At 65.9% G+C, this 16,950-nt stretch carries 14 protein-coding genes and 1 tRNA gene; 12 read left to right on the top strand and 3 right to left on the bottom strand.

What is annotated here, in order from left to right:
- Positions 1 to 8 precede the first annotated feature (8 nt).
- Together ACKTSM_RS06000 and uvrC are read right to left on the bottom strand one after the other, a co-directional pair.
- Positions 9 to 689 carry a DUF6445 family protein gene (locus ACKTSM_RS06000; protein WP_407876212.1) on the bottom strand — a complete coding sequence of 227 codons (681 nt, stop codon included), beginning with the start codon at positions 687 to 689 and terminating at the stop codon, positions 9 to 11.
- Between the two features lie 9 nt (positions 690 to 698).
- A complete protein-coding gene (gene uvrC, locus ACKTSM_RS05995; protein WP_407876325.1) occupies positions 699 to 2,642 on the bottom strand; it encodes an excinuclease ABC subunit UvrC in 1,944 nt (647 codons plus the stop codon).
- Positions 2,643 to 2,756: 114 nt separating this feature from the next.
- On the opposite strand from uvrC, the gene ACKTSM_RS05990 reads away from it, so the two are divergent.
- The 3 genes from ACKTSM_RS05990 (at position 2,757) to ACKTSM_RS05980 (ending at position 6,479) form a co-directional block, all read left to right on the top strand.
- Positions 2,757 to 3,893, top strand: a complete 1,137-nt coding sequence (locus ACKTSM_RS05990) for an NAD(P)/FAD-dependent oxidoreductase (RefSeq protein WP_407876324.1) — start codon at positions 2,757 to 2,759, stop codon at positions 3,891 to 3,893.
- Positions 3,894 to 4,035: 142 nt separating this feature from the next.
- Positions 4,036 to 5,658 (top strand): WS/DGAT/MGAT family O-acyltransferase, encoded by a 1,623-nt coding sequence (locus ACKTSM_RS05985; protein WP_407876211.1) that lies wholly within the window; start codon positions 4,036 to 4,038, stop codon positions 5,656 to 5,658.
- The gene (locus ACKTSM_RS05980; protein ID WP_407876210.1) at positions 5,658 to 6,479 is read left to right on the top strand and encodes an esterase/lipase family protein; all 822 of its coding nucleotides are present in this window, start codon (positions 5,658 to 5,660) and stop codon (positions 6,477 to 6,479) included. The genes ACKTSM_RS05985 and ACKTSM_RS05980 overlap by 1 nt, the downstream gene beginning before the upstream one ends.
- Positions 6,480 to 6,495: 16 nt before the next feature.
- On the opposite strand, the gene ACKTSM_RS05975 is transcribed toward ACKTSM_RS05980, so the two are convergent.
- Entirely contained in the window at positions 6,496 to 9,603 is a 3,108-nt protein-coding gene (locus ACKTSM_RS05975; RefSeq protein WP_407876209.1) for a hypothetical protein, read from the bottom strand.
- Positions 9,604 to 9,834: 231 nt separating this feature from the next.
- Between ACKTSM_RS05975 and infA the strand changes: the two genes are divergently transcribed.
- From infA to purQ, 9 genes are all read left to right on the top strand, one after another.
- Positions 9,835 to 10,080, top strand: a complete 246-nt coding sequence (gene infA, locus ACKTSM_RS05970; protein WP_407876208.1) for a translation initiation factor IF-1 — start codon at positions 9,835 to 9,837, stop codon at positions 10,078 to 10,080.
- A 24-nt stretch (positions 10,081 to 10,104) separates the two neighbouring features.
- Positions 10,105 to 10,677 carry a Maf family protein gene (locus ACKTSM_RS05965; protein ID WP_407876207.1) on the top strand — a complete coding sequence of 191 codons (573 nt, stop codon included), beginning with the start codon at positions 10,105 to 10,107 and terminating at the stop codon, positions 10,675 to 10,677.
- Entirely contained in the window at positions 10,670 to 11,650 is a 981-nt protein-coding gene (locus ACKTSM_RS05960) for a ribonuclease E/G (protein ID WP_407876206.1), read from the top strand. The genes ACKTSM_RS05965 and ACKTSM_RS05960 overlap by 8 nt, the downstream gene beginning before the upstream one ends.
- Positions 11,548 to 11,817, top strand: a complete 270-nt coding sequence (locus ACKTSM_RS05955) for a DNA gyrase inhibitor YacG (RefSeq protein ID WP_407876205.1) — start codon at positions 11,548 to 11,550, stop codon at positions 11,815 to 11,817. Before ACKTSM_RS05960 ends, ACKTSM_RS05955 begins: the two co-directional genes overlap by 103 nt.
- A gap of 114 nt (positions 11,818 to 11,931) precedes the next feature.
- Positions 11,932 to 12,006: transfer RNA gene (locus tag ACKTSM_RS05950), tRNA-Phe, on the top strand.
- A gap of 38 nt (positions 12,007 to 12,044) precedes the next feature.
- Positions 12,045 to 12,848 carry a phosphoribosylaminoimidazolesuccinocarboxamide synthase gene (gene purC, locus ACKTSM_RS05945; protein ID WP_407876204.1) on the top strand — a complete coding sequence of 268 codons (804 nt, stop codon included), beginning with the start codon at positions 12,045 to 12,047 and terminating at the stop codon, positions 12,846 to 12,848.
- Positions 12,849 to 12,928: 80 nt separating this feature from the next.
- Entirely contained in the window at positions 12,929 to 15,853 is a 2,925-nt protein-coding gene (locus tag ACKTSM_RS05940; protein WP_407876203.1) for a M16 family metallopeptidase, read from the top strand.
- Positions 15,854 to 15,990: 137 nt separating this feature from the next.
- Positions 15,991 to 16,254, top strand: a complete 264-nt coding sequence (purS, locus tag ACKTSM_RS05935) for a phosphoribosylformylglycinamidine synthase subunit PurS (RefSeq protein WP_407876202.1) — start codon at positions 15,991 to 15,993, stop codon at positions 16,252 to 16,254.
- On the top strand, positions 16,254 to 16,943 hold the full coding sequence (gene purQ, locus ACKTSM_RS05930) for a phosphoribosylformylglycinamidine synthase subunit PurQ (protein WP_407876201.1): 690 nt from the start codon (positions 16,254 to 16,256) through the stop codon (positions 16,941 to 16,943). Before purS ends, purQ begins: the two co-directional genes overlap by 1 nt.
- Positions 16,944 to 16,950: the final 7 nt, after the last annotated feature.

The following is a 16,950-nucleotide window of genomic DNA, read 5'->3' as shown; positions in this document are numbered from 1 at the left end:
CGGGCGGGTCAGCTGCCGTAGAGGAACATGTTGACGGTCAGCCGGCCTTGCCCGGGATCGTCTGACAGCGCGGCGGGATCGGGAATGACACCCGAATGCAATTGCCTCCCGCGATAGAGCGCAAGCCGGTCTGGCTGCGCCTCTATACAGGCGATCTGTTCGAAGCGCTCGCTGGCGCGCGGATAGCCTTGGGGCGGCGGGCCGAACTCGCGCTCGTCATCCTCGAGCGCGGCGGCATAGACGGATTCCCGATCGGGCGTGATTGCCTCGAACCCTGTGCGCACATGGCGGTAGAACGCCGTCCCGCCGCTTTCGGGTCCGTCGAGATAATGCATGATCGCCACCCGGCCGGGATCGCTATGGTCATGATGCGGGATGCGCTGGCGCGGCGACAGGTTATCGGGCGCTGACGTCACCACGCTGAAGGCGGCAATCTCGCACTGTATCGAACGCCGCAGCCCGAAGACTTCGCCCATCACCTGCATCATCAGATCGCGCCTGATATCGAGATAGGACGGGTCGGCCGGCGCGCGGATGCCGGGATAATCGACCCCGGCGGGGTAATATCGCGCGGCCTCGCCCATAGCCCGCAGCCTTTCGACCTGGCCGGTGAAATTGTCGATGATGACGATCGGCTCGCCTTCCTTGCCGATCCGTTCGACTTTGACCCGGGCCTCTCCTGGCTGCATCGGCTGGTCCTAGCCGCTCGCGTGGTAAAAGTCATAGATCTTGCGCGCGACCGCATCGCTCACGCCGGGGGCGCGTTGCAGGTCTTCGAGCGCGGCGGCGCGGACTTTCGAGGCGGTGCCGAAATGGAGCAGCAGCGCGCGCTTTCGCGCCGGGCCGATGCCGGGGATCTCGTCGAGCGGTGAAGCGGTGATCGCCTTCGAGCGCTTGGCACGGTGGGCGCCGATGACGAAGCGGTGCACCTCGTCGCGTAGTCGCTGGGCGTAGAACAGCACCGGCGAATTGGTCGGCAGAGTCTTCTCGCGCCCGTCGGGGAAGTGGAACACTTCGCGTCCCGCGCGCCCGTGATGCGGCCCCTTGGCGATGCCGATGACGGCGATATCCTCGATGCCGAGTTCGCCAAGCACTTCCATCACGCTCGACAATTGCCCCTTTCCGCCATCGACCAGCACGAGGTCGGGCCACACGCCCTCGCGCTCGCGATCGGGGTCTTCCTTCATCGCGCGGGCAAACCGCCGCTGCATGACCTCGCGCATCATCGCGAAATCGTCATTGGTCTGAGCGGTCTTGATGTTGAACTTGCGATATTGCGACTTTTCAAAGCCTTCGGGGCTGGCGACGATCATCGCCCCGACCGCCTTGGCGCCCTGGATATGGCTGTTGTCATAGACCTCGATGCGCTTGGGCGGTTCGTCCAGCTCGAGGAACTCGGCCAGTTCGCGGTGGGTCTTTGCCTTGGTCCCGGCCTCGGCCAGCCGCCGTTCGAGCGCATCGACCGCGTTTTTCTGCGCCTGTTTCATCAGTTTGCGCCGGTCGCCGCGCTGCGGGATCGAGAGGGTCACCTTGCGGTCCGCCAGCTCGCTCAATGCCGCCTCGATCAACTCGCTTTCGGGCAGGTTCCGGTCGACCAGCACGGTCGGCGGCGGCGGCACTTCCTCGTAGAATTGCAGGATCACGTCGGCGAGCACCTGGTCCTCGTCCACTTCCTTGGTGTGGCTGGGAAAAAAGGCGCGGTGCCCCCAGTTCTGCCCGCCGCGGATGAAGAAGGCCTGCACCCCGATATGCCCGCCCTTGGCAGCGAGCGCGAAGACATCGGCATCGCCCACGCTTTTCGCGTTGATCGCCTGGCTGCCCTGGATGAATGTCGCCGCGCGCAGCCGGTCGCGCAGGATTGCCGCGGTCTCGAAATCGAGATCCTCGGCGGCCTTGGCCATCTGCTTTTCGAGATCGGCCTGCACTTTGCCCGACTTGCCGGCAAGAAACTCCTTCGCCTGGTCAACCAGCCCCTGGTAATCGTCCTCGCTGATCCTCCCGACACAAGGGGCCGAACATCTCTTGATCTGGTAGAGCAGGCAGGGCCGGTCGCGATTGTTGAAGAAACTGTCGGTGCAGCTTCTGAGCAGGAACAGTTTCTGCAGCGCGTTGAGCGTGGTGTTGACGCTGCCCGCGCTGGCGAACGGCCCGTAATAATTGCCCTTGGCCCGGCGCGCGCCGCGATGCTTGTGGATGCGCGGATATTTGTGATCGGCGCGCAGCAGGATGAACGGAAAGCTCTTGTCGTCGCGCAGCAGCACGTTGAAGGGCGGACGAAAGCGCTTGATCAGCTGCGCTTCGAGCAGGAGCGCCTCGGCTTCCGAATTGGTGGTTACGATCTCCATCCCGCGGCATTGCGACACCATGCGCTTGAGCCGCCCGGAGAGCTGGGCGAGCTGGGTGTAATTCGCCACCCGCGCCTTCAGGCTGCGCGCCTTGCCCACGTAGAGCACGTCGCCGCGGCTATCGAGCATGCGATAGACGCCCGGCACCGGCTTGAGCGTGCGCACGACATTGCGGATCGCGTTCACCCCGGCATCAAGATTGGGCTGCGCGCTCGCGACGGTGCGCGCTGCGCGTTCCTCGTTGAAACGTTCGGCCCCGCGCGGATCGTGGGGCGTGCCGGCAGGGGTCTTGGCCATGCGGCTGTAGATAGGGATCGACACGCGCGATTGGCAATGCGCGCGCTGGTGACTATCGGCACAAAGGTGAGAAAATTCGACGCGATAATCCTCGGCGCGGGCGCTGCCGGACTGATGTGCGCGGCGCGCGCTGGCCAGCGCGGGCTTCGCATCGCGGTGCTCGAACGCGCGGAAAAGCCGGGCAAGAAGATCCTGATCTCGGGCGGTGGGCGGTGCAATTTCACCAATATCGATGCCGGGCCTGCCCAATATCTTTCGGCCAATCCCCATTTCGCCAAGTCGGCGCTCGCACGCTACACCCCGCGCGACTTTCTCGACCTCGTCGAAAAGCACGGCATTGCCTGGCACGAAAAGACGCTGGGCCAGCTCTTCTGCGACGGGTCTGCGAAACAGATCGTCCAGATGCTGCTCGATGAATGTCCGGGCAGCGTCGATGTCATCTGCAAAGCCGATGTCACCGCGGTGGTGAAGGAAGGCGACACTTTCGCTGTCTCGGCTTCCGGGGAAAGTTACGCCGCACCCGCGCTGGTGATCGCGACCGGCGGGCCGTCGATCCCCAAGATGGGCGCGACCGGCTTTGCCTATGAACTCGCACGGCAATTCGGTCTCAAGGTCGTCGAACCGCGCCCCGCGCTCGTCCCGCTGACCCTGGGCGGCGAGGACGTGCTGTTCCGCGAATTGTCGGGCGTCTCCGCCCCCGTCACCGCGCGCGCGGGCAAAGCGGCCTTCGACGAGGCGGCGCTCTTCACGCACAAGGGGCTTTCCGGCCCGGCGATCCTTCAGGCATCGTCCTATTGGCGCGCGGGCGAGGAGGTAGGGATCGATTTCCGCGCGGGAGAAGGAGACGAATGGCTGGTCGAAGCCAAGCGCGAGCGTCCGCGCGTCCACCTGAAGACCGTGCTGCGCGAACACTTGCCCGACCGGCTCGCCGATGCGCTGGCAGAGCGGATCGGGATCGAAAGCGAGCTTGGCAATGCGCCCGACAAGGCGCTGCGCGAAACGGCGCGAAAGCTCGCCGACTGGCGCTTTCGCCCGAGCGGGACCGAGGGGTTCGCCAAGGCCGAGGTCACGATCGGCGGCATTGCCACGTCCGAACTGTCGAGCAAGACGATGGAGGCGCGCAAGGTGCCGGGCCTGTTCGCGATCGGCGAGGCGGTCGATGTTACCGGGTGGCTGGGCGGCTACAATTTCCAATGGGCCTGGGCGAGCGGGGTTGCCGCAGGAGACGCGCTCCAGCCGCGCTTGGCATAGACATCATCCCCACCTCACGCGCGCGTCAGCTTGTGCGCGGCCCGGTTCCTGCCTAGCCTCCACCAAAGAGCCCGAAAACGGGCCGCGAGCCCTTGGTTTACCGAAGGCACAGCAGGAGAGACATTTGCGGCAGTTGCAAGGCATGGATTCCTCGTTCGTCGCGATGGAATCGCCCAATTCGCCGATGCATATCGGCAGCGTCCTGATCTACAATCCGGCGACCGCGCCCGATGGCTTCGTCCGCTTCAAGGATATCCTGTCCTTCATGGAAAGCCGGATGCGGCTGTCCAGGACCATGCGCCAGCGGCTGGTGCGCGTCCCCTTCGACCTCGATTACCCCTACTGGATCGAGGACCCCGATTTCGATCTCGAATACCATGTCCGCCATATCGCGCTGCCCGAACCGGGCGACTGGCGGCAATTGTGCATCCAGGCCGCGCGCATCCATGCACGCCCGCTCGATCTCACCCGTCCGCCATGGGAGTTCACCGTGGTCGAGGGGCTCGACAATGTCCGCGGCTATCCCAAGGGCTGCTTCGCGTTCGTCACCAAGGTCCACCATTCGGCGATCGACGGGATGAGCGGGATCGACCTGATGGAGGCGATGCACACGCTGACCCCCGATGTCTCCGAACCGGAACAGCCCGACGACTGGAAGCCCGAAAAAGTGCCCGGCCCGGTCGAATTGCTGGGCAAGAGCTATGTCAATGCGCTGCTCAACCCGCTCAAACAGGCGCAGGTCGCCGCCCAGGCAATCCCCGGCGTGGCGAGCGCGATCAAGGGGTTGGTCGCCAAGGACTTCAGGCTCAGCACCGACATGATGCCGCCGCGCACGCGGTTCAACCGCTCGATCTCCGCCCATCGCGTGGTCGAGGGCTGCTGCTTCGACCTTGCCGAATTCAAATCGGTCCGCTCGCTCCACGAAGGCGCGAAGGTCAACGATGTCGCACTGGCGGTGGTCGGCGGCGCCTTGCACAAATATCTTACCGCCAAGGGCGACCTGCCCAAGGGCACGATGACCGCGATGGCGCCGATCTCGGTGCGCGCCAAGGGCGAAAAGGGCGATATGGGCAACCAGGTCTCGGCCATGGTCGCCCCGCTCGGCACGCATATTTCCGACCCGGCCGAACGGCTCGCCTATGTCTATGGCCAGACGAGCAATTCCAAGGCGATGACCAATGCGGTCGGAGCGCGGCGAATGACCGAGGTGAGCAAGGTCAATCCGCTGTTCTACATGGCGTTGGGCGCGCAGCTGTTCAATCGCGTCAGCCTCGCGCATCGCTTCGCCATGCCGTTCAACACGGTGGTGACCAACGTGCCCGGGCCGCCGGTGCATATCTATTCGGCCGGGGCGCGGCTCGAAAGCATGGCGCTGTCGCTCATCTGCCTGACCGAGGGGCTGGGCCTTGCCCATGTCGTCCAGTCCTATGTCGACGAGGCCTATATCAGCTTCACCGCCTGCCGCACGATCATGCCCGATCCCGAGTTTTACGCGCAGTGCATCCAGGACGGCTTTGACGAATTGCTGGCCGCGGCGCGCGCGGCAGAAGAAAAACCGGCACGCAAACCCAAGACCAGACAGACCGGCGAAAAGTTCGCGAAATCAGCGGGCAAGGCCAAGGCAAAAGCAATGCCTCGCGCAAAATCGCCAGCCAAATCCGCTTCTGCAAGCGCGAAGCCGGCGAAACAAAAGGCACCGGCCAAGCGTAGACCGGCTGAAGCAACCCGAAAAACCAAGGGCAGCAATGCCAAGGAGACCGATTGATGGCATCTATCGCGCCCGATGCGGGCCAGTTGCGCGCTGACAGCAATTCCACGAGCGGGTCGCGCGGGCCATCGCGGATATGGACCCTAGCCGAAGGCGGCCGCGCCATGACCGAACTCGGCGCGTTCTTCCTTTCGCGCCCGCTGCTAGCAAGCAACCTTCCCAGGGGCGACGGCCATCCGGTGATCTGCCTTCCCGGCTTCATGGCGACCAACAATTCGACCCGGCCGATGCGCGGTCTTCTCGGTGACCTTGGCTACGACGCGCATGGCTGGGAATCGGGCCGCAATGTCCGCGTCGACAACGCGCTTGTCGCCCGGCTTCAGGATCAGCTTGCGCGCACCCATGAGGAAAGCGGGCGCAAGGTCTCTCTCATCGGCTGGAGCCTTGGCGGCGTGCTCGCGCGCGAACTGGCCAAGCTTCATCCCGAAAAGGTGCGGCTGGTGATAAGCCTCGGCAGCCCGATCACCAATGATCGCGGTGTCTCGAATGCACGTCGCCTGTTCGAATGGCTCAACGGCAAGGAACCCGAGCCGATGCGCGACGGGCGTTTCCAGGCGCTTGACCAAGCGCCGCCCGTGCCCACCACCTCGATCTTCACCAAGACCGATGGCGTCGTTCACTGGCACGGAAGCGTGCAATGCGGTTCGCGCGAGGATTGCGAAAACATCCGCGTGCGCGCGAGCCATTGCGGGCTTGGCGTCAATCCCAGCGTGATGGTCGCGATCGCGGATCGGCTCGCCCAGGACGAAGGTGCATGGAAACCGTTCGAGCCGCAGCAGGGCCAAGCCTGGATGTTCCCGCGCTTTTCGGTGAACTGACCCGGCTGAGCCTTGTTCAGAACAGCTTGCGCAGCTCGATCCCGACATAGCGACCGACCGGATCGACCAGGAATGGCTGGTAGGTCACCGGCGTGTCTCCATCGGCTTCGGTGATCGAACGCTGGGCGTCGAACACGTTGTCGAGCCGCAGCGAGACCCGCATGTTGCGCAGCAGTCCCTCCTCGCTACCTGCCAGCTGGCCGAGATCGCCGAAGACGCGCAGGTTGAGCGTGGCGATATCGCCGAAGAACAGGTCACCCGATCCATCCGCGCTCGATCCCGCTATCCGCGCTTCGCCGGTATAGCGCGCCGAGGCGCGCATCCCGACGCCCGCACCGAAAATCCCGGCTTCGAGCCGCGATGTGTGGCGCGGCAGGCCGAACGCGCCAGTCCCCTCGCCTTCGAGCAGGTCGAGCGGTGCGAGACCGGGTGCGATCAGGACCGAATTGGCAAGCTCGACCTGGTGGTTGAGCGAGATGAAATAGCGAAAGCCGCGAAAACTGCGGCGTGCCAGCGGGTTGAAACCGGCTGGCGGGCCGCCGCGCGCCTCGCCGGCGGTCTGCTGGCCCCAGTCCGCGCCATCGGGAGCGCACATCCGCTCGCGCAGCCTCGCGATACGCGCCGAGGAAATTTCGCCATCGTCTCCGCGCAGCCGGTCTATCATGCGGCCCGCGCGCGCCGGGTCGAAACCGGGCAGTTCGTCGGACACGTCCTCGCCCGCATCGATGCGCGCGACCAGCGCCCGGATGCGCGCCTCGCCGTCCGCGCCGCAGGCGATTTCGCGAAACGCTGCAAACCCGGCACCACGCGGTCTGCTGCGGCGTTCGCCCGACCCCGCCTCGCCGCCCTGCCCTTCGCCAGCGCTGGCGGGATTGAAGCTGCAGATGCGCTCGCGCACTCGGGCGAGCCGCTGCGGGTCGATTGCGCCGTCTTCGCCGCGCACGCGGGCAAGCAGGCGCTCGAAACGCCGTGCATCAAAGCCGGGAATGGTCGCGGAAAGGTCCTCGCCACTGGCCGCGGCCTCGGCGAGCCGCATCAGCACGTCGAGCCCGTCATCGGCGCAGATGCGCGCGCGGAATTGCTGGAAAGCCGCGCGCTGCCCGGCGCTCGGCGGTGCGCGCCGACCTTCGCCCCGCGCATTATCGCCGTTGGTCGGCTGGGCTTCGGGCCGGGCGGGCTGCGCGGAGCGCGCCGGAGTGCTCGCCGCGCTGCGCCTGCCGCGCTCATTGCCGCCGCCGATCGAACCGCGCAGCGACAGGCCGAAGCTCAGCCGCTCGGCGCGGGTCTCGGCAAAGGTCACAGGGCGCCGGTCAATCGCGATCAGCTGGCCCGAACCATCGCGGATCACCCGGCCCGGAAAAGCCGCCTCGATCGCCTCGCTGACCTGCGGGAAGCTGCTGGTCACGTCTTCGGAACGATTGCGGACATATTCGAGCGTGAAGCGCGCTCGCCGGGCAAAGGGCAATCGCCAGTTCGCCGCGAATTTCCAGTCCTGCTGGCTCTCGGCCAGGAGGTCGGGATTGCCACCACTGATGACGGTCGCGAGCACGGTGTCGCCGGTCGTGAAGTCGAACACCGGTTCGTTGAGCGTTTCGACCCGCGGCGCTCCGAGCGCGTTCAAGCCCGGTGCGACCTCGCGGTAAATGCGCGTCGCCGACAGGTCGAGATCGTCGATCGGCGACCATGTAAGGCCGAGCGTGTAATCGCCCAGCGTCCCGAAATCGGAAAGGTGCTGGACGCCCGCCTGCGCGGTGAGAGTGAACGAACCAAGCGCATCGGCAAAGCCATTGCGGCGGCTGGTGATCGGGATGACGAAATTGGCCCCGCCGGTGAGGTCACCGCGCGTCAGTTCGAGCGGCAGCGCGCTGCGGGTGTCTTCGCTTTCGAAGCGGGTCCAGTCATAGCCTGTATCGAAGGTCGCGATCAGTTCGCCGCCCGGAAGCTGGGCAAGCGGCCCGCGCAAGGTCGCAAGGGTGCTGGCGTTCATGGTGCGCGAAAACGCGGTGTCGAAGCCGCCATCGACGAATGAAGGCAGCGGTCCATCGAGCGCGAGCGCACCCGAGGCAGCATCGGCCTGGAAAGCCGAACCGTCGAAGCGCCGGTCGATCTGCTGGGTCGTCTCGGCAAGGCTCGCATCATAGGTCGCAGTCAGGCGAAAGGCGTTGACCGGGCTGGTCAGCGAACCCGAGGTCGAGAACGTGTCGCGCGCAGTCCTCTGAGTAAGCGGGCTTTCCTCGCCATAGGTGCGCAGCACGCTGTCGCCTGCCGGGCCCGTCAGGACCACGGTGTTGAGCCCTTCGAGGCTCAGGCTGTCATCGCGCTGATAATTGGCATTGGCCGATAGCGAGATGCCGCTGTCGATCAGCGCCTTGGCCCAGCTCACATTGCCCTCAAGGCTGCGCGAATCGGCTGACAGGCTGCGGAACGGCGCCTGGTCAGGATCGCCCGCGATATCGGAGATAGAGCTGGCCGTCTGCACGATCGGCCGCTCATCCTCGGTGAACGGCGTCGTATCGCTCGCCTCGAGGCTGACATTGATACGCGCCCCGTCGGCGATCTGGAGAAAGCCGAGTTCCTGCTCACGCCTCGCATAACCGCCGCGCGCCGCGCCCTCGAATTCGAGCTCGACCTCGGCATTGCGGTAATTGTCCTTGAGGATCAGGTTGATCACCCGCCGGTCGGGCGGAAAGCCGAAACGCTGGGCGACCTCCTCGGGAAAGACTTCGAGCCTTTCGAGCGCTTCGGGCGGGTAGTTGGAGAATTCGCGGAAGGAGCCGACGCGGATGCCGTTGATGAGGATCACCGGCCGCCCGCCGCCGCCGCGCCCGCGCGCAGAGCCGGCCTGATCGGTAATTTGTGTGATCAGGTCGGCGATCGAGGTCACGCCTTCGGCGGCGATATCCTCCTCGCCGAGTTCGAGGATCGGCGCCTGCTCGACATCGAGCTGGCCGCGAAGCCTCTCGGCGCTGACGATGATGGCGCCGGGCGCCGCCTCGCCCGATCGGTCTGTGCTCTCGCCTTGCGCGCCGTCATCGTCCTGACGAGCCGATAGCGGGGGCGATGCAAGTGCAAGCAGGCACGCGCCCGAGAGCCAGGCGACACGGGAAAGGGAATTGCGGGTCATCGCCCGCCCTTTCGGCCCAAAATGCCCGGCGGGCAAGCGGCTGTTTTGTATCGCTTTGCAACGCGGCGCGTCTTCGCGAGGGATCGGAGCACCTGCAAACGGCGGCAGTTTTGCCGCATGCCCCCATCGCACTGGCAATGCTCGACTCTTCCCTTTTGCGCCCGGCATCGCTAAATGGCGCGCGCAGGACCGCGAACAGCCATCGTCTCGCGGAGCAAGAACAGGAATTACATGGCCAAGGAAGAACTTCTCGAAATGCGCGGGCGCGTCGTCGAGCTGCTGCCCAATGCGATGTTCCGGGTAGAGCTTGAAAACGGCCATGAAGTGCTCGGTCACACCGCGGGCAAGATGCGCAAGAACCGCATCCGCGTGCTGACCGGAGACGAGGTATTGTGCGAACTCACGCCCTACGATCTCACCAAGGCACGCATCACCTACCGCTTTATGCCGGGCCGCGGCGGTCCCGGGCCCTCGTAAGCGATCGCGCCCCGGCCTGACGGGATGAGCGCGCTTCACCTCACACTTGCCTCGGCCTCGCCCCGGCGGCGCGACCTGCTCGCGCGGCTTGGTATTGAACCCGATGCGATCGCCCCGGCCGATATCGACGAGACACCGCAAGCGGGCGAGCGCCCGCGTGATTACGCGCTGCGCATGGGCCGCGAAAAGGCGCTCGCCATCGAAGCTTCCGGCTATGTGCTCACGGGCGATACAGTGGTCGCCGCAGGGCGCCGCATCCTCCCCAAGACCGAGACCGAAGACGAGGCGCGCCGCTGCCTCGAATTGCTTTCGGGCCGCCGTCACGATGTCCTGACAAGCGTGGTCCTGCGCGCCCCCGACGGGATGCTGCGAGAACGGCTCAATGCGAATATCGTGCGGTTCAAATCGCTCTCGCCGCGGGAAATCGATGCCTATATCGCCGGGGGTGAATGGCACGGCAAGGCAGGCGGCTACGCGATCCAGGGCATGGCCGAGGCGTTGATCCAGTGGATGCGTGGAAGCCATTCGGGCGTGATGGGCCTGCCGCTTTACGAAACCCGCGCTTTGCTCAAATCCGCAGGGCTGGCCCTTGACTGATGCGAGCGCCGAGTGGCTGGTCGAGCGCGGCATCGGCGAGACCCGCGCTGTGCTGGTCGATGGCGGACAAGTGATCGCGGCAAGGCTGCACTGGCCGGGCGAAATCACCGCAGGCGACGTCCACGAAGCGCAGCTCGTCTCCCGCCGTGGCGGCACGCGGCGCGGCACCGTGCGGCTCGCCAATGGCACAGAGGCACTGGTCGATCACCTGCCCCGCTCCGCCACCGAAGGCGCCAGCGGCCAAGTGGTGATCGTGCGCGCCCCGATCGCCGAGCGCGGACGGCTCAAACGCGCCAGCGCGCGCTGGCTCGAAGGCGAGCCGATGCCCGATAATGCAGCACAACCCGGCAAGTTTCTGCCGGATGCGCGCGAGGTGCGCGCGTTCGAGGAGGGGGCATGGGAAGAGGTCTGGCAGGCGGCCTCGTCAGGCGCGGTCGCCTTTCCCGGCGGCGACATCCTGTGCAGCGTCACGCCCGCGATGACGGTAATCGATGTCGATGGCAACCTGCCGCCGCGCGCACTCGCACTCGCAGCCGTGCCCGCGATCGCCCGGGCACTGCGCTGGTTCGAGATCGGCGGCAATATCGGGATCGACTTTCCCACGCTTCAGGCCAAGGCCGATCGGCGTGCCGTGGATGCCGCGCTGGACGAGGCGCTATCGGGCTGGGCGCATGAACACACAGCGATGAACGGTTTTGGCCTCGTCCAGATCGTGACCCGGCTACAGGGACCATCCTTGCTCCACCGCTTTGCAAGCTCGCGCACCGCGCTGTGCGCACGTTATGCCATGCGGGTTGCCGAACGCGCCAGCGGTGCAGGGGTCACGCTGCTGACGGTGCACCCTGCTCTCAAGGCGCGGCTCAAGCCCGAATGGACCGACGAATTGCGCCGCCGCACGGGCCGGGACGTGCGGATCAAGATCGACCCGGCGCTTGCACTCGAAGCGCCGCATGCCCAGATCGTGAGCGCATGACCAGTCCCGCCCGACCCTGTCCTATCTGCAGGAAACCGCGCACCGAGGCGCAGGCCCCCTTCTGCTCGCAGCGCTGCCGCGACCGCGATCTCGCGCGGTGGTTCGGCGATGGCTATTCCGTGCCCGGCGAACCGGTTGACCCCGAAAGCATTGCCGGCGACGAATAGAGGCAAAAAATCGCCCGTTTTCCTCTTGCCAATGCGCGCGGCCTTCGCCATAGCGCCGCTCTCATTTGCTCGCCGATCGGGGTCGCATCGACCCGGATCGTCGCCGCAGCGAATGCCCGGGTAGCTCAGGGGTAGAGCAGCGGATTGAAAATCCGCGTGTCGGTGGTTCGATTCCGCCCCCGGGCACCACTCGCTGCAGAGGGAAAAGCCCAGAGAGGCCAGATCGTATGTCCCGCCGCTCCAAGATCTACGAAGGCAAGGCCAAGATCCTCTACGAGGGTCCCGAGCCCGGCACGCTCATCCAGTATTTCAAGGACGATGCGACCGCCTTCAACGCGGAGAAGAAGGGCACGATCAACGGCAAAGGCGTGATCAACAACCGCATCAGCGAACATGTCTTCACCCGGCTTTCGCATATCGGCATCCCGACCCATTTCATCCGCCGCCTCAACATGCGCGAACAGCTCGTGCGGCAGGTCGAGATCATCCCGATCGAGGTCGTGGTCCGCAATGTCGCAGCCGGTTCGATTTCCAAGCGCCTCGGCATCGAGGAAGGCGAACCGCTGCCGCACACGCTGATCGAATATTACTACAAGGACGATGCGCTGGGCGATCCGCTGATCGCGGAAGAGCATATCGCCTGCTTCAACTGGGCCTCGAACGAGGAGATGCACGACATTTCCTCGATGGCGATCCGGATCAACGATTTCCTGTGCGGGATGTTTGCCGGGATCGATATCCGCCTGGTCGACTTCAAGCTCGAATTCGGGCGGCTATACGATGGCGATTACAGCCGCGTGATCCTCGCCGACGAAATCAGCCCCGATGGTTGCAGGCTGTGGGACATGGCGAGCGGCGAAAAGCTCGACAAGGACCGCTTCCGCCGCGACCTCGGCGGCGAGGAAGAAGCCTATCGCGAGGTCGCGCGCCGCCTTGGTCTGCTCCAGGGCGATGACAACGGTCCGGGCGAAGTGCTCGACATGTCGAGCCACCGCTCGCGCCTTCGCGGCACCCCTCCGGCCAAGAAATAGCGCCGGCCCGGCATCGCCGCGGCGCAATTGCGACCTTCACCATCTTGTTATCGCGCGCGGCATGGGGCAGCCTTGCGCGCATGAAATCCCGCACCGCGCGCTGCGCCGCTCTCCTGCTTCTTTCGGCAAGCATCATCGCTCCTGCCTCGCTCGTGGCAGAGCAGCCCGTGGCGACGACCGGCGAGCAGACGGTGTGGCCGTTCGAGACAAGCGACGTGCCGGTCGATCCGGGCTTCGTCTTCGGGCACTTGCCCAACGGGATGCGCTATATCCTGCGCGAAAATGCCACGCCCGACGGCACGGCCGTGGTGCGGATGCGGATCGATTCGGGTTCGCTCGACGAAACCGATGCCGAACGCGGACTGTCGCACTTTCTCGAGCACATGGCCTTCAACGGCTCGGCCAACATCCCCGAAGGCGAGATGGTCAAGCTGCTCGAGCGCGAGGGGCTCGCATTCGGCGCGGACACCAATGCCTCTACCGGATACGAGGCGATCACCTACATGCTCAACCTGCCGCGCAACGATGCGGACCTGCTCGATACTGCGCTGATGCTGATGCGCGAGACCGCGAGCGAGCTGACCATCGCACCGGACGCGGTCGAACGTGAACGCGGCGTGGTGCTCGCCGAACGGCGTGACCGGCGCAATTACGCGGCCAAGGCGCGCGAGGATGCCAGCGACTTTCTCGCACCTGGCGCGCGCTTCACCGAGCGGCGGCCGATCGGCACGCTCGAAACGCTCGAGAACGCGACCGCCGATCAGCTGCGCGCGCTGTATGAACGCACGTACACGCCAGCCAACACCACGCTTGTCATCATCGGCGATTTTCCCGCTGCGCTGGTGGAAGAGCGGCTGCGCCACTGGTTTGCCAGCTGGGATGGCGGCGCTGCGCCGGTCGATCCCGAGACCGGGCCGGTCGATATCACCCGCCGCGGTGAAACGCATGTCTACCTCGACCCGGCGCTGTCCGAGAGCGTGACGATCACCGCGCTCGGGCCGTGGCGCGACCGGCCCGACACGATCGCCAATCGCCGCGCGGGTGCGCTGCGCATGGTTGGCTATGCGATCGTCAATCGCCGCCTTGCCCGCCTCGCGCGCGAGGCCGATGCGCCGTTTCGATCCGCCCGGCTCGCCAGCCGCGACATATTCGAGGACGCGCGCTCCACCACAATCGTTGTGTCGAGCGAGGACGGCCAGTGGGAAAGGGGCGTGAGCGCCGCGGTCCATACGGTCAACCGCGCGCTGATCCATGGCTTTACCGAGGCCGAGATCGCCGAACAGCTCGCCAATATCCGCACCGCGCTCGAAAACCGGGTGGAAGCGGCGAGCACACGCAGCAATCGCGCCCTGGCCGGCAGCGCGCTCGCTCTGGTCTCGCGCGAGGCGATCCCCACCGAGCCGCGTTTTCAGCTCGGGCTGTTCGAGGAAATGGCTAGGGATTTCACCCCCGGAAGCGTTCTCGCCGCATTGCGCGCGGACGCCGCGCCGCTCACCGCTCCGCTGATCCGGTTCCAGGGCCGCACCGCACCCGAGGGCGGCAGACAGGCTCTGCGCGCGGCCTTTGACGAAGCCATGGCGCGCCCGGTCGCTGCGCCCGAGACACAAGCGCCTGCCAATTTCGCCTATGACGATTTCGGGGAGCCGGGCCGGGTCGTCACCGACACGCGCGACGAACGCCTCGGCTTTCGCTACCTCACCTTCGAAAACGGCGCGCGGCTAACGCTGAAAGCCACCGATATCCGCGAGGACCAGGTGCGCTTTCGCGTTTCGGTCGATGGCGGCCGCCTGATGAACACGCGCGAGGACCCGCTGGCGACCTATCTGATCGGCTCGCTTCCGGCAGGCGGACTTGGCGCGCACAGCCAGGATGAATTGCTCAGCGTTCTCGCCGGGCGAAGCGTGGGATTGCGCGTCTCCAACACCTCTGATGCCTTTGCCTTTTCGGGCGCCACGACGCGGCGCGATCTGGCGCTGCAAATGCAGTTGATCGCCGCCGGGCTGACCGATCCCGGCTACCGGCCCGAAGCGATCGAGCGCTTTCGCCGCGGGATCGACAACTACTTCCGCTCGATCCTTGCCACGCCTGCCGGAGCCTATGGCGCGAAACAGGGCGCGATCCTGTCGGACGGCGATCCGCGTTTCACCCTCCAGTCCCGCGACGACTATTTCGCGCTCGATTTCGCACGGCTCGAGGCGGTGATCGCTGACCGGCTCGAAAACGGCGCGATCGAGGCCGCGCTGGTGGGCGATTTCGACGAGGACGCGGCGATCGCGGCCTTTGCGGCGACGCTCGGCGCGCTGCCTGAGCGCGAGCCCGCCTTCCACGAACGCGGCGAAGCGCGCGAGCGCCGCTTCACCGAGACCCGCGGCGTGCACGTGATCCGCCACGAGGGCGAAGCGGACCAGGCGTTGGTGCGGCTGGTTTGGCCGACCCGCGACGATAGCGATCTTGCTGAAACGCTCAGGCTCTCGCTCACCGCGCGGGTGCTGCGGCTCGCCCTGACCGAGCGGCTGCGTGAAGAGCTGGGCCAGGCCTATTCGGTCCAGGCGGTGAGCGCGCCGAGCCAGATCTATCCCGGCTATGGCACCTTCACGGTTTCCGGCCCCGTCGAGGCGAGCGAGGTCGAGACCGTGCGCGCCGCGATACGCGAGGTGATCGGGGATATTCGCGAAGGCGGGGTCGATGACGACCTCGTCGAACGCGCGCGCCAGCCGCTGATCGAAGCCTATGACAACGCGCTCAAATCGCTCGGCGGATGGATGGGGCTTGCCGCGCGCGCGCAAAGCCGCAGCGACCGGCTCGACCGCTGGTTTGCAGGCCCCGCCACGCTGAGCGCGATCACGCCCGACGAGATCGTGCGCACGGCGCGTACCTGGCTCGAACCGGGCGAGGCGGTCGAGTTTCTCGTCCTGCCTGCCGAGCCGGAAGACCAGGTCACCCGGCCGCCGGCCTCGGACCTGCCCCAGCATGCACCGGCGCGCCTCGTCGAAAGCGGTGACTGACAGCGCGCGAGCCGGTGGAGGATTGCCCGACTGCCAGAGATTGCACCTTGGCGCATGGACGCTATAGGCTCCGGGCAAGACTCGCATCCCACCGCGCGCAGCGATGTGTCGCGCGAAACGATCCGAAAGGCCGCTGCATGAAAACCCGCATCCTCGTCCGTCTCAAGCCCGGCGTGCTCGACCCGCAGGGCCGCGCGGTGCACCATTCGCTCGACCATCTCGGTTTCGACGGGGTCGAGGACGTGCGCATCGGCCGGATGATCGAGATGGATCTCGCCGATGGCACCAGCCGCGAGACGATCGACGCGATGTGCCGGCAATTGCTCGCCAACATGGTGATCGAGGATTACGCGATCGAGATTCTCGATGATGCGGGCAATCCGGTTGGGGAGCCGGCCTGATGGCATTCCGCGCGGCTGTCATCACCTTTCCGGGATCGAATTGCGATCGCGACATGGCGGTCGCAATCGAGGCGGTGACCGGCGAAGAGGCAATCCGCGTCTGGCACGGCGATGCCGCGCTTCCCGAAAGGCTCGACTTCATCGCCCTGCCCGGCGGGTTTTCCTATGGCGACTACCTGCGCTCGGGCGCGATGGCTGCCAAGAGCCCGATCCTGCGCGCCGTGGTTTCCGCAGCCGAGGCGGGTGTCCCGGTGCTCGGCGTTTGCAACGGCTTCCAGGTTCTCACCGAAAGCGGGCTGCTTCCCGGCGCGCTGATGCGCAATGCCCAGCAGACCTTCGTATGCCGAACGGTCGAGCTTGCCGTCGCCAATACCAGTTCGCCCTTCACCAGCGGATTCGACAAGGACGAGACGCTGCGCATCCCGGTCGCCCACCACGACGGCAATTACTTCGCCGACGAGGATACGCTTGACCGGCTCGAAGGCGAGGACCGGGTGGCGTTCCGCTACAGCGACAATTGCAACGGCTCGCGCCGTGACATTGCCGGGGTGCTGAGCGCCAATGGCAGGGTCCTGGGCATGATGCCGCATCCCGAGCGCGCAATCGAACCGGCCGCGCATCGCGACCTGGGCGGAAGCGACGGGCGGCGGATCTTCGAAAACCTGGTGAGCGAACTGGTTTCCGCCTGATCGCACC

Source organism: Qipengyuania nanhaisediminis, assembly GCF_045862805.1.
Classification (GTDB): domain Bacteria; phylum Pseudomonadota; class Alphaproteobacteria; order Sphingomonadales; family Sphingomonadaceae; genus Erythrobacter; species Erythrobacter nanhaisediminis_A.
Note: the sequence above shows the minus strand (reverse complement) of the source record. Positions and strands in the feature narration are given on the sequence as shown.

Bases quoted from the DNA above. Each gene is read 5' to 3' on its own strand.
- ACKTSM_RS06000 (WP_407876212.1), bottom strand. From the start codon at position 689: ATGCAGCCAGGAGAGGCCCGGGTCAAAGTCGAACGGATCGGCAAGGAA.
- uvrC (WP_407876325.1), bottom strand. From the start codon at position 2,642: ATGGCCAAGACCCCTGCCGGCACGCCCCACGATCCGCGCGGGGCCGAA.
- ACKTSM_RS05990 (WP_407876324.1), top strand. From the start codon at position 2,757: ATGTGCGCGGCGCGCGCTGGCCAGCGCGGGCTTCGCATCGCGGTGCTC.
- ACKTSM_RS05985 (WP_407876211.1), top strand. From the start codon at position 4,036: ATGGATTCCTCGTTCGTCGCGATGGAATCGCCCAATTCGCCGATGCAT.
- ACKTSM_RS05980 (WP_407876210.1), top strand. From the start codon at position 5,658: ATGGCATCTATCGCGCCCGATGCGGGCCAGTTGCGCGCTGACAGCAAT.
- ACKTSM_RS05975 (WP_407876209.1), bottom strand. From the start codon at position 9,603: ATGACCCGCAATTCCCTTTCCCGTGTCGCCTGGCTCTCGGGCGCGTGC.
- infA (WP_407876208.1), top strand. From the start codon at position 9,835: ATGGCCAAGGAAGAACTTCTCGAAATGCGCGGGCGCGTCGTCGAGCTG.
- ACKTSM_RS05965 (WP_407876207.1), top strand. From the start codon at position 10,105: ATGAGCGCGCTTCACCTCACACTTGCCTCGGCCTCGCCCCGGCGGCGC.
- ACKTSM_RS05955 (WP_407876205.1), top strand. From the start codon at position 11,548: ATGGACCGACGAATTGCGCCGCCGCACGGGCCGGGACGTGCGGATCAA.
- purC (WP_407876204.1), top strand. From the start codon at position 12,045: ATGTCCCGCCGCTCCAAGATCTACGAAGGCAAGGCCAAGATCCTCTAC.
- ACKTSM_RS05940 (WP_407876203.1), top strand. From the start codon at position 12,929: ATGAAATCCCGCACCGCGCGCTGCGCCGCTCTCCTGCTTCTTTCGGCA.
- purS (WP_407876202.1), top strand. From the start codon at position 15,991: ATGAAAACCCGCATCCTCGTCCGTCTCAAGCCCGGCGTGCTCGACCCG.
- purQ (WP_407876201.1), top strand. From the start codon at position 16,254: ATGGCATTCCGCGCGGCTGTCATCACCTTTCCGGGATCGAATTGCGAT.